Source organism: Carnobacteriaceae bacterium zg-84, from assembly GCA_013874835.1.
Lineage (GTDB): Bacteria > Bacillota > Bacilli > Lactobacillales > Aerococcaceae > WM01.
The window spans coordinates 66246-79044 of sequence record CP059430.1; the positions used below are offsets into that span (position 1 = coordinate 66246).

11 protein-coding genes are annotated in these 12799 nt (G+C 32.8%); 7 read left to right on the forward strand and 4 right to left on the reverse strand.

The genetic code is table 11. From position 1 onward, the window contains the following. Positions 1-51 precede the first annotated feature (51 nt). The gene (locus H1220_00300) at positions 52-1212 is read left to right on the forward strand and encodes a class I SAM-dependent rRNA methyltransferase (GenBank protein QMI85865.1); all 1161 of its coding nucleotides are present in this window, start codon (positions 52-54) and stop codon (positions 1210-1212) included. A gap of 516 nt (positions 1213-1728) precedes the next feature. Then, positions 1729-2373 (forward strand): hypothetical protein, encoded by a 645-nt coding sequence (locus tag H1220_00305; protein QMI85866.1) that lies wholly within the window; start codon positions 1729-1731, stop codon positions 2371-2373. An 880-nt stretch (positions 2374-3253) separates the two neighbouring features. Here the strand turns inward: H1220_00305 and H1220_00310 are convergent. The 3 genes from H1220_00310 to H1220_00320 are packed head-to-tail and all read right to left on the reverse strand — an operon-like array spanning position 3254 to position 7221. Then, the gene (locus tag H1220_00310) at positions 3254-5014 is read right to left on the reverse strand and encodes an ABC transporter ATP-binding protein (GenBank protein QMI85867.1); all 1761 of its coding nucleotides are present in this window, start codon (positions 5012-5014) and stop codon (positions 3254-3256) included. Beyond that, the gene (locus H1220_00315) at positions 4998-6737 is read right to left on the reverse strand and encodes an ABC transporter ATP-binding protein (protein ID QMI85868.1); all 1740 of its coding nucleotides are present in this window, start codon (positions 6735-6737) and stop codon (positions 4998-5000) included. The genes H1220_00310 and H1220_00315 overlap by 17 nt, the downstream gene beginning before the upstream one ends. Further along, on the reverse strand, positions 6712-7221 hold the full coding sequence (locus H1220_00320; GenBank protein ID QMI85869.1) for a winged helix DNA-binding protein: 510 nt from the start codon (positions 7219-7221) through the stop codon (positions 6712-6714). Before H1220_00320 ends, H1220_00315 begins: the two co-directional genes overlap by 26 nt. 175 nt (positions 7222-7396) lie before the next feature. Here H1220_00320 and H1220_00325 point away from each other — a divergent pair, with 175 nt between their 5' ends. From H1220_00325 to H1220_00340, 4 genes are all read left to right on the forward strand, one after another. Further along, positions 7397-8686: an LCP family protein gene (locus H1220_00325; protein QMI85870.1), complete on the forward strand. Its 1290-nt coding sequence runs from the start codon at positions 7397-7399 to the stop codon at positions 8684-8686. A gap of 198 nt (positions 8687-8884) precedes the next feature. Then, positions 8885-10174, forward strand: coding sequence for an HD domain-containing protein (locus H1220_00330; protein ID QMI85871.1), 1290 nt, complete (start codon positions 8885-8887; stop codon positions 10172-10174). 17 nt (positions 10175-10191) lie between these two features. Next, positions 10192-11007 carry a sugar-phosphatase gene (gene yidA / locus H1220_00335; GenBank protein ID QMI85872.1) on the forward strand — a complete coding sequence of 272 codons (816 nt, stop codon included), beginning with the start codon at positions 10192-10194 and terminating at the stop codon, positions 11005-11007. A gap of 12 nt (positions 11008-11019) precedes the next feature. Continuing rightward, positions 11020-11517 carry a hypothetical protein gene (locus H1220_00340; protein ID QMI85873.1) on the forward strand — a complete coding sequence of 166 codons (498 nt, stop codon included), beginning with the start codon at positions 11020-11022 and terminating at the stop codon, positions 11515-11517. A gap of 85 nt (positions 11518-11602) precedes the next feature. Here H1220_00340 and spxA read toward each other — a convergent pair whose 3' ends face one another. Beyond that, positions 11603-11995 (reverse strand): transcriptional regulator Spx, encoded by a 393-nt coding sequence (gene spxA / locus H1220_00345; GenBank protein QMI85874.1) that lies wholly within the window; start codon positions 11993-11995, stop codon positions 11603-11605. Between the two features lie 258 nt (positions 11996-12253). Here spxA and pyrR point away from each other — a divergent pair, with 258 nt between their 5' ends. Further along, positions 12254-12796, forward strand: coding sequence for a bifunctional pyr operon transcriptional regulator/uracil phosphoribosyltransferase PyrR (pyrR, locus tag H1220_00350; GenBank protein QMI86609.1), 543 nt, complete (start codon positions 12254-12256; stop codon positions 12794-12796). The last annotated feature ends 3 nt before the right edge of the window (positions 12797-12799 follow it).

Sequence of the window (12799 nt, forward strand, 5' to 3'; positions counted from 1 at the left end):
TAGTATCGTGCTTTTTTATGATAAAAATGTGTAGAGTAAGAAAGGAATAGTATGGAAAAAGCTTATATCACACGACAAAGTGCTCAAAAAATAAAAAGAGGTAACCCTTTATTAGTAGAAAAAGACTTTTCTTCTATATCATTTGCAGAGGGAAAAGTAGTGGCTTTGTACGATGAGCGACAACAATTCGTTGCACAAGCATTATTAGGGAAGCAGAACAAAGGGATTGGATTTGTCTTTAGTCAAAACCCAAAAGAAACACTATCCGCTAGTTTTTTTGAAAATTTATTGTATAAGGTGTATCAACGAAAACAATCTTTGGTGATTTCTTCTACTGCTTATCGTTTGTATAATGGGGAAGCAGATGGATTAGGAGGATTTACGATTGATATGTATGAGGGAGTTGCAGTTTTTTCATGGTATACGCAAGCGATTTATGCTTATGCGGATATAATTATAGAAGTCTTTTTAAAAGTTGTGACAGAGTGCCAATCTGTTTATGAAAAATTGAGATATGAGAATCCTCTATTTGTATCACGTTTTGTCACTGGCCAACCTATTGAGCGATTAATCATTGAAGAAAATGGTGTAAAATTTGCGACATATATGGACGACGGTTTAATGACCGGAATTTTTTTAGATCAAAGAGAAGTAAGAGCATATTTAAAAGAAAAATGTCGAGGTAAATCGGTATTGAATACTTTTAGTTATACAGGAGCATTTTCGGTTGCGGCCGCTGTTGGTGGAGCAAGTCAGACGACAAGTGTGGATGTAGCGAAACGAAGTATTGAAAAAACGACAGAACAATTTGATGTGAATGGTTTGTCCATGGATTCTCAAAAACTATATGTTATGGATGTTTTTGATTATTTCAAATATGCGAAGAAAAAAGAGTTAGTATTTGATTGGGTTGTACTGGATCCACCAAGTTTTGCCAGAACGAAGAAAAGAACATTTTCTGTGGCAAAAAATTATACAGAATTACTCGAAGATGCCATTCATATAACATCAAAACATGGCTACATTGTTGCATCAACAAATGCCTCAAATGTGTCATATACAGATTTTGTTGCAATGATTGATAAAGCCTTTAAACGACTAAAAAGAGCCTATACGATTGAAAAAGTATTTAGGCTACCAGAAGATTTTACGACTTTAAAACAAGTTGAATTATCGAACTATTTAAAAGTTATCATTTTGAAAGTAGACTAAAGAGAAAATGTGATGATACAGGCTGACCCAAAAGTCAGTATATGATAAAAGCGGAGAAAACAAACAGTGTTAGGCTGTTTGTCTTCTCCGCTTTAGTTTTGATGTCATCATATTTTTCAAAAAGCTAAATTTATCGTGTCATGATTTTTGACCCTACCTCGTCTTTATTTTGACTTTTAGGTTAGCCGTATTTGTAGAGATAAAAAGACAATTGTTATAAAAAATAGTATTAGACTAGCGTTTTCAAAAAGACACCTCGCATATAAATAGTGGTGGTTCTCTTTATGTGCTGACTGTTAAGACAGCACACGTTTAATCGTATATATTTAAGGTCAACCATTTCTAAAAGATTAAAATTAAAGCGTTGACAAAATTATAAAAAAAGTTAAAATAATAATAATATAATAAAAAGATGTGGATAAAATGTACTATAGAAATTGTTATAGGTACAAAAATGGGGATATTTTATTGGATTAGATTATAGAACTTTATTTAATGATAAAAGGAGGAAATATTATGAAAAAAGTGATAAGTGTTGTTACGTTTTTGATTATTTTATTATTTATAAATTTTGGGTTTGTCAGTGCAGAAGAGGCAGATTTTAATATCCAAAATTTAGATGTTACTGTTGTAAATGTAGATGATTTACAGTTGCGTCAGGTAGGAGATAAAATAGAGTTAACAAGTGATAAAGTAAAAGTGCTTAATGTTACACATAAACAGACTTTAAGTACGTTTGCTAGAAAATCATATACAGCTGGTTACGAAATTGAAATACCGTTGGAAAAAAACACCATTGGTGAAGATAGAGATGTTGATGGAAGTAGTAAGTATATCGCAGGGGTCAAAGCTGAACTATATGTTGATTATGATGTAAGTTCTAATAATGAAAAAATTAGAGTGAATAGAATTTACGGTAGTTGGAAACCTGGTGATATATATTATCTTATAAGTAGAAAAGTAGGATGTCACTCAGGTTCGGGTACTGGAAAACTTTTTCAAACAGATGTATCTACTAATTCATTTAGCTATTCGTTAAATTGGGGATATAATGTTAGATTGTGGGGACCATTATCTCCAAGAGCTTGGAGTGAAGCAGTATCTAGAGTTTCTGGTATGAGTGGAACGTATTTAATAAAAATCGAATTTCCTTTTTCTTAAAATTCTATAGGGAGTGATGTATCATGCGATTGTATCGATATTATATATCTATTCTTTTTTATATTGCGTTTTTATTCGTCACGCCATATTGTGTTGAAGAGATAAATACTCTTGTACAACGAGGAAATACCGTGGGGCTGATTATTACCGGAGGACTATTTTGTTTCGGGATATTCGCACATCTACTATTATTCAAAGCCACCGTTTTGGAGCGAGCGTTTAAATATAAACGTATCTTTATCATTTATATAGTAGGTATTGTTTTAACGCTGTTGTTTTGGACAGTTTACCCACATCCTTGGGTTGCTAGGAATATCATTTTGTGCTTGTCATTATGGATGCTGACAGAAAGAGTGCTAGTAATGAGTTCGATTATTTTGATGAGTAGTTTTATTTTTATATCAAGAAAATTCCCTAGGGAGTAAGTCAAAAGTATTCTAGGATGAAAAAAATATGATAAAAAAGATAGAGTGATATTTTTGTGAGTTTATCACTGAAATGTTTCTCTATCTTTTATTTATGTCAATATATAAGATATTTTCAAACAGTATCAGTATAATATACGCTCGTTATTTTGATGTTTTTCATTAAATCGTCTTAGTAGAAGAATTTTACATATAAAACTAGGTCAAAAAAATAAAGGCTGACCCAAAAGTCAGTATATGATAAAAGCGGAGAAAACAAACAGTGTTAGGCTGTTTGTTTTCTCCGCTTTAGTTTTGATGTCATCATATTTTTCAAAAAGCTAAATTTATCGTGTCATGATTTTTTGACCCTACCTCGTCTTTGTTTTGACTTTTAGGTTAGCCGTTCTTTTGACGATGCTCTTTACCAACATGAGTTGATAAAGAGCCATTTTTTCGCTTTCTTTATATTAGCACTACTGTTCAAATTGAGCACGATATAGTCCGGCATAAAATCCATTTGCTTGTAATAATTCGTCATGTGTTCCTTGCTCGATAACATTTCCTTGTTGCATCACAAGGATTTTATCCGCATCACGAATAGTTGATAGACGATGTGCAATAACAAAGGATGTTTTATTTGCCATAATATGATCCATTGCAGATTGTATTTGCATTTCGGTACGTGTATCAATATTTGATGTTGCTTCATCAAGAATAAAAATAGACGGTCCTGCTAAAATGGCACGAGCAATCGTTAATAATTGTTTTTGCCCTTGTGAGATATTATCGGATTCTTCGGTGATGATTGTATCGTAACCATGTGGCAATTTACGAATAAAATCATCAGCAAATGCTTGTTTTGCTGCGGATACTACTTCTTCATCTGTTGCGTCTTGTTTAGCGTAACGAATATTTTCACGAATAGTTCCGTTAAATAACCACGTATCTTGCAGTACCATACCGACATTATCACGAAGCGATTGTTTACTATAGTTTGAAATGTCGTGTCCGTCAATAAAAATTTTACCACCTGTAATATCATAAAAACGCATGAGCAAATTGATAACAGTTGTCTTTCCTGCTCCTGTTGGGCCGACAATCGCCACAGTTTGTCCGGCTTTCACATGGATATTCAAATCTTTCATCAGTGGTTTGTCGATACTGTATCCAAACGATACATGGTCGAAGTCAACTTGTCCGTCAACTTTTGGTAATTCAGGTTTTTCTTCCATTTCCATTTCGGGAGCATCTAGTAAATCAAAGACACGTTGACACGCAGCACTCATAGCTTGCATTAAGCCAATCATATTTGCTACATCTCCCATTGGACGACTTAGTTGTTGTGTATATTGTAATAAAGCTTGAATACTTCCGACAGATAAAGCTCCCGCACTAACTGACAAGCCGCCGATAACAGCGATAAAGACATAAACTATATTGTTAATAAGACGAGAAATAGGATACATCATGCCAGATAGAAATTGTGCTTTCCAACTAGCTTGGTATAATTTGTCATTCATGGCTTTAAATTTATCCATAGAACGTTCTTCATAACTGAACGATTTGACAATTTCATGACCTGTATAATGTTCTTCAATATAACCGTTTAAGGCGCCTAAACGATTTTGTTGTTTAACATATAATACTTGTGAATGTTTTGTAATATATGAAATAACCATTGAAGATAAAGGAATACCCAAAATACCTAATAAAGCAATACCCCAATGAATAGTGAACATCATATAAACAATACCAATTAGTGTAAAAACAGACGTTAAAATTTGGGTTGTAATTTGTCCGAGAGCATTATCAATAGTTTGCATATCATTTGTTGCACGACTCAGTAAATCACCTTTTGAGTTTTCATCGTAGTAACGAATAGACACACGTACTAATTTTTCTTTAACTTCTTTTTGTAGTCGATACATAATATCCGCTTGAATAATGGATAAAATATATTTTCCTAAAAAGTTCAAAGCTGCAGCAAGAACATACAAAATAATCAGTGTTTGAGCGATTTGCCATAATCCGTTGAAGTCGACTTGTTGATTTTGTGAAAAGCTATCAAAAATCAGTGTGGTAGCTCCTCCTAAAATTTTAGGGAGTTGTACATCCATAAAGACTGACAGGATAGTAATGATAATAATAGCAACGAGTGCTAAAGAATAGCGCTTCATATATGTTAATAAACGTAAAAGTGCTTTTTGATGTTGTTTTTTATCCATGTTGTACATCCTCCATTTCCTCAAAGTTTGATTGTGAACGCATAATTTCTTGATAAACCGTATTGGATTGTGCTAATTCGTCGTGTGTACCAATGCCAACGACATTTCCCTCATTTAATACAATTATTTTTGTTGCATCAGTAACAGAAGAAATACGCTGTGCAACAACAAAAACAATGGCTTGTTCATTAATAGGTTTCAAACTTTGACGTAACTGGGATTCTGTTTTAGCGTCCAAAGCAGAAAAACTGTCATCAAAAATAAACATAGATGCTTTTTTAACCAAAGCTCGAGCAATTGCTAGACGTTGTTTTTGTCCTCCAGAGAAATTTTCTCCTCCTTGTTCGACACGTGCATATAATGTGTTGTCTAATTTAGAAACAAATTCCCATGCTTGAGCAGCTTTTAGTGCGCTAATCATCTCTTCTTCTGTCGCGTTTTCGTTCCCAAAACGTAAGTTATCTGCGATAGTACCTGAAAATAGATTTCTATTTTGTGGGACTAAAGCAAGTTGTTGACGTAACTCAACTTCTTCAAAGTCTTGTATATTTGTGCCATTATAAGTAATGGTACCTTCTGTGGCATCTAAAAAGCGTAATAATAAATTCATCAATGTAGATTTTCCTGCACCAGTTGAACCAATAATGGCAATTTTTTCACCTGTTTTTGCTTCAAATGATACATTTGACAACATTTTTTTCTCTGCACCATCGTATTTGAACGATACATTATCAAATTGAACATGTGTGATACTGCTCAATCCTTTTCTTTCATTAGAAAAAGTTTGTTCAGGTTTTTGTTCAAGTACAGAGTTAATACGATTGGCAGATACAATACCTTGTGGAATCATAATGAAAACCATAGATAAAAGCATTAAAGAAATAAGTACTAGAGAAGAGTATTGTAAAATTGCCATTAAATCTCCCAAATCGAGAGAGTTATTTTGAATAAATTGTCCACCTAACCAAACGATTGCTAAATTTGAGAAATTAATCATAATCATCATTGTAGGCATGATGTAGCTGAATTTTAGATTTATATCAAAAAGTAGTTGTTTATAATTGGTATTGATTGTATTAAAACGTTCTAGCTCAAATGTATCTTTATTAAAAGCACGAATAACACGTACACCAGTTAGGCCTTCATGTACAATTTGTGTCATTTTATCGGTAAATTGACGAAGTTTTGTAAAATCTTTGGAAATAGCTCTCACAAGTAAGAACACAAAGACAACTAAAATTGGAATAGATACCATTAAGACAATAGATAAGCCTAAACTAATCCGAATAGATAAAATAATAGATCCAATAAAAACAAGTGGAGCTGTTAGTGCTAGTCGCATAGCAGATCCTAAAGTTTGACTTAATGTTTGTACATCAGTTGTTGTACGGTTGATATAAGAGCTAGTCCCAAACTCTTGAAAATCTTGTGTAGAGAAATGTTGTATATGATGAAATAAATCAGAACGCAAGTCTTTTGCTAGACCAGTTGCAAATTTTCCGATTTTTAATCCAATCCATATAGATAAAACAAGATCTATAAGAGAAGCGATGAGCATATATGTACCTTGTAAATAAATTTGATTATTATTTTGTTTTAAAATACCTTCTGAAACTAATGTTGATAAAATGGTTGGGGTATATAAACTAGCACTCACTTGTAAAATTGTTAATCCAAAAATAAAAAAGAGCTGCCTTTTATAGCGGCTAACGTGTGTCCAAATTTGTGTCATGTTGTGTGTGACTCCTTTCTTGATTAGAAAGTGTAATGTGCTCTATTGGCATACTTTCTAATGTATCTAAAATATTGTTTAATTGTGTTAAAGTAGTGGAAATAGTGCTACCAAATTTTTTTTCTAATGTATCGAATATACGTAAATCATCTTTATAAACAGCAACGGCAAGCTGTCTGCCTACTTCTGTTAGCGTGATAAAGGTCATACGTTTATCTTCTGTTGAGTGTTCTCTTTTAACGTATTGATAGTTTTCTAAAGCATTTATAAATTGGATAATAGATGCTGATCGTATATTGAAAATATGGCTAAGTTCTTTGATTGATAGTGGATTTTTATGATCTTGTTCATAAAAATAAAGTTTCATTAAAAGACATTTTTCCATCTCTGTCAGAGATTCTACGGTATTTCTAAATACGGATATTTTGCTAACTCGTTTAAAGGTTTGTAGCATTTCTTGGATAAGTTTGTGTTGATTTGGCATGATGCACCTCCATTTCTTTGTTAAGTAGTGTATCATAATTTTAATAGGTAGGCAACCTATTAAAATGAAAATGAATTGTTTTTTGTTACATATATGTAACAAAATAGTGTAAAATAAAGAAATTTTCAAAGAGTTGATGTATAATAGCAAATGATACAAATTATGGAGGGTTTATATGCGTAGAAAAAAATCCGATTTTAAAGACCCATATTACAATGAATCACTAGAAACACTTTCAAGAACAACATTAAATGAAACTAGAAAAAGAAAAAAGAAAAGAAAAAGACGTCTTATTTGGTTGACAGTGTTGCTTGTGTTACTAGGGGGAGCGACTATTTATGGATTTGATGTGTGGAATAGTTTCAAAACTGCTGTTAATAAAACAACTCACGAAGTGAAGAAAGACAATTTACGTAGTGAAGCATTGAAAAAAAGAGATCCGTTCTCTGTTTTATTGGTGGGGATTGACCAAGGTGGTGAATATGGATACTCAGAGGATGCACGAGCAGATACACTTGTTTTAGCAACAATCAATCCTGAAACCAATACAACAACATTGGCAAGTATCCCAAGAGATGCGTATGCTAAAATGAAAGTATCAGCAACAGTTGAAAATGGTTTGTGGGATAAAATCAATCATTCCTATGCCTATGGAGGTATTAAAGGAACAATAGATACTGTTCAACAATATTTACAAGTCCCTATTGATAGTTATATCCGTATTGATATTGATGGATTGATGGATTTGGTAGATAAAATTGGTGGTATTGATGTTGTGAGTCCAATTACTTTTTCACAAGAAGGATATAATTTTGTCGAAGGAGAATCGATTCATCTAGATGGTTTTGGAGCAAATGTTTTTGCTCGAATGCGTATGGTTGATCCAGAGGGAACAGCTGGGCGTGAGGGCAGACAACGTACATTGATTACAGCTTTAGCGAAAAAATTACTTAGTGCTAATACATTATTTAACTATAAAAATATTTTAGATACAATTAGTTCTCATGTTCAAACAGATTTGACATTTGATAGATTGTTAGAAATACAAAGAGATTATAGTTCAGCACTAACAAATATGAAGCAAGAAAGTTTTGAAGCGTTTGGTGTAGATATTCAAAATGGTTATTACGGACTTGTGACGGATACAGAACGTTTACGTGTAAGTAATATTTTGCGTAAAGAATTAAAATTAAATCCAATTACGCAACAGACATTTATTGATAAAGATATTTCGTTAAGTCAAGATAATGACATCTATCATTTATACAACTCAGTAGAATGTATTGATGCGAATGGGAATTCGGTTGAGTGTGCTGTGATACCTACTAGAAATGCTGGTACATATACGACTGAAAATGAAACAATACAACAAACGGTACAACAGACCGTTGAACAAACAATACAGCAAACAGTACGACAATCTGTACAGCAACCATTAGTGACAACTACAAATAAAGAAGAATAAATTTTCATAAAAGAGCGTCTTTCAAACAGATAGACGCTCTTTTCGTCTTAATAAAAGATATATCAAATAGATGATGATTGTGTAACAAATTATTACAATCATAAGATGAATAGACACAACCCCTTTGAAAAACGAACTAAAAGAGATATAATTACAATAAGGAAAGTATACGAATTGGAATGAAGAGGAGGCGTATGAATGACGTTTTCATTAGAGAGGGAAAAAGTATTCAGAGATCCTGTACATGGTTATATTCATGTACAACATAAAACAATACTAGATTTAATTAACGCAACAGAGTTTCAAAGATTAAGACGTATTAAACAATTAGGGACCTCGTCCTCTATTTTTCATGGAGCAGAGCATTCACGGTTTTCGCATTCATTAGGTGTCTATGAAATAGCAAGACGTATTTGCGATAAATTTGAGCGTGCTTATAAATCAAAAGTAGAAGGGGACGGCTTGTGGAATGATAACGAAAGACTTGTTACATTATGTGCAGCGTTATTGCACGATATTGGGCATGGTCCATTTTCACATACTTTTGAAAAAGTCTTTGATACAGATCATGAAAGTTTAACAACAAAAATTATCTTATCCAAAGAAACAGAAATCAATCATATTTTAACGCAAATTAGTCCAGAGTTTCCTGAAAAAGTAGCATCTGTTATTCAAAAAACATATCCAAATCCACAAGTTGTGCAAATGATTTCTAGTCAAATTGACGCTGATAGAATGGATTATTTATTAAGAGATGCCTATTTTGCGGCAGTTAGTTATGGTATGTTCGATTTAAATCGTATTTTAAGAGTCATTAAACCATATAAAGAGGGTATTTGTTTTGACTATTCCGGAATGCATGCGGTAGAAGATTACATTGTCAGTCGTTATCAAATGTATATGCAAGTTTATTTTCATCCAGTTTCTAGAGGTGTTGAAATGATTATTCACAACCTTTTTGAACGTGCGAATGACTGTTACCATAATGGGTCTTTAGAGAATAGTCAGAATGTACCACTCCTTATTCCGTTTTTTGAAAAAAGATGGACATTACAAGATTATTTAAAATTAGATGACGGTGTGATGACCACCTATTTTACGTTATTTTTAAATGAAAACGATACGGTTTTAAAAGATTTGGCACATCGTTATTTATCTCGAAAACCACTGAAATCTGTATCGGTAGAGCATTCTGACTATGTACAGAATATTATTGATTTTTCAGAGTCTAAAGGATTTTCTGAAAAATATTATACAGGATACAATAATAGCTATGATTTACCATATGATTTTTATAGACCAAACCAAAAGAAAGCACGTACATCAATTAAATTGATGAAAAAAGACGGCACATTACTTGAACTGTCCAAAGCGAGTATGTTGGTAGAGTCTTTAACAGGAAAAGAAAATGGAGATATACGGTTTTATTTTCCTAAGGAATTATTGGAGTACGAATCGTTTAAAACGATTTTAAATAAAGTTGAGTAACTTATTAAGGAGAAGTCATGACGAATATAAAAATGGTCGCTATTGATATAGACGGAACATTATTAAATTCTAAAGGTGAACTGACACCTAAAGTAAAAGAAACAATTAAAAAAGCAACACAAAAAGGTGTAAAAATTGTGTTATGTACAGGAAGACCAACGAAAGGTGTTGAAAACCTTTTGAACGAGTTAGACTTAATGAGTGATGAACAATATGTGATTTCCTATAATGGTTCCTTGGTACAGTCGACCAACAAAAAACAAATTGTTCAATCATATTCCTTTACATTTAAAGAACTAGACGAAATTAGAGAATTGGCAGATACATTACAAGTTCATTATCATGCTGCTGGAGATGATGCTTTATATACGACAAATCGTATGATTGGTATTTATACAGCGTATGAATCTGTATTGGTAAATATGCCCATTGCTTATCGAACGATAGACGAGTTAAAAAATATAAATTTAAATCCATACAAAATGATGTTTGTGGATGAACCGCATATTTTAGATGATGTTTTGTTGAAAATACCACAAGCAATAAAAGAAAAATATTTCCTCGTAAAAAGTGCACCTTTTTACTTGGAAATTTTGCATAAAGATGCCAACAAAGGAAATGCAGTAGCAGCTTTAGCTACGTTTCTAAATATAGATCTTTCTCAAATAATGGCGATTGGCGACAACGATAATGACATTGATATGATTGATGTTGCTGGATACGGTGTTGCAATGGGAAATGCAGTGGATAGAGTCAAAGAACATGCGACTTATATGACAACATCAAATGATGAAGACGGTGTTGCGCATATTTTAGAGGAATTGGTTTTATAAAAGAGGTGACTTATGGCTAAAAAAACAAAACGAAAAGCGCATAAAAAAATTTCTCCTATTCAAATTATTGTGACAGTAGGTCTATTATCTATTATTCCTATTGCAATCATCTTGTTTTTTACACTAGTGAATGATGCAAGTCGCAATAATCAAGTGAATAAACTAGAGAACGGTGCCCTTTCACGACAAGTGATGACGACGCAATCACAACAAACAAAAGGAACCTATGTGACGACACAAACCCGACAAGAAACAACTCAACAAACAACAGAAAAAACAAGTGAAACAACAGAGGCAAAAAAAGAAAAATCAACAGCACATCGTTTGGATGACTTAGGTAATTCAGGATTAGAATTTGATACATTAGATGAAGCATATTCATACGGTGCAGATGTTTTGAATAATCCAGAAAAATTAAAAATGTTACAAGATAAAAAGTATAGTGGGTACCAAGTAATGTCTGTGCGTTGGTCTGACGGTGCAGTAACCTACACAATTGAATGGAAATAAATAAAAACAGCGAACGGACGTCAAAACGTCCGTTCGCTGTTAATACGAACTCGCTTTAGACAAACTGTCTAAAGCGAGTTTTGTTTTATATAGCTTGCTGTGCAGCAATTAAATCTAATACACGCACAGAACGTGGTAAGAAACGACGGATTTCATCTTCGTTAAAACCGACTTGCAATTTTTTATCGTCCATTAAAATAGGGCGACGTAATAATGTTGGATTTTCGTGAATTAAATCTAATAATTGACTTAATGGTAGTTCATCTATATTGATATCTAGTTTTTTAAAGGTTTTAGAACGCTGAGAAATAATCTCTTCTGTTCCGTCTTCTGTCACACGCAAAATATTTTTTATTTCATCAATAGATAAAGGTTCAGAAATAATATTACGTTCCACATAAGGAATATCATGTTCTTCTAACCAAGAACGTGCTTTACGACAAGATGCACAGCTTGGGGAAGTATATAAGGTAATCATCTAGTAACCACTCCTTTCAATGTTAGAGGTGCTTTTACCTTTTTAGTCATTATGCGTATATTATAACATGAATGATTTATAAAAAATAGAGGTTTTTTAAAAAAAGTCGATTATATAGTTATAAGAAGCATTTATGTAACTATATATTGTGTTTTTTGATAAAAAATCAGTCTAAAGCCTGAGTTGGTAGTGTGGTTGTTGCTTTATCTGTAAACTATTCGGTATAATAATAAAGAAGAATAGAGAAAGAGTGATGATATTTTGGAACAAATATTGATTTTAGAAGAAGCGGCAATGAATCGAGCGTTAACGCGTATTACACATGAAATTTTAGAAAGACATAAAGGAACAGAAAATCTTGTTCTGATTGGTATTAAAACAAGAGGGATTTATTTGGCAAAACGTATTGCAGAAAAAATTCAAACATTTGAAGGTGTCAGTGTTCCGGTAGGAGAATTAGATATTACATTATATCGTGATGACCGACATGAAATAGATGATCGAGCACAACCCGTTGTGAATGAATCGAATATTCCCTTTTCTATAAAAGGGCAAAGTGTTGTATTGATTGATGATGTATTGTTTACTGCTAGAACTGTACGTGCAGCAATGGATGCCCTTATGGATTTTGGAAGAGCTAAACGCATTACGGTTGGTGTATTAGTAGATAGAGGTCATAGAGAACTACCAATTAAAGCTGACTATATCGGTAAAAACATGCCAACATCTTTAACAGAGCAAATTTTTGTAAGATTAAAAGAAGTAGACAACGTGGATGAGGTTGTACTGGAGAGAGTGTAGACC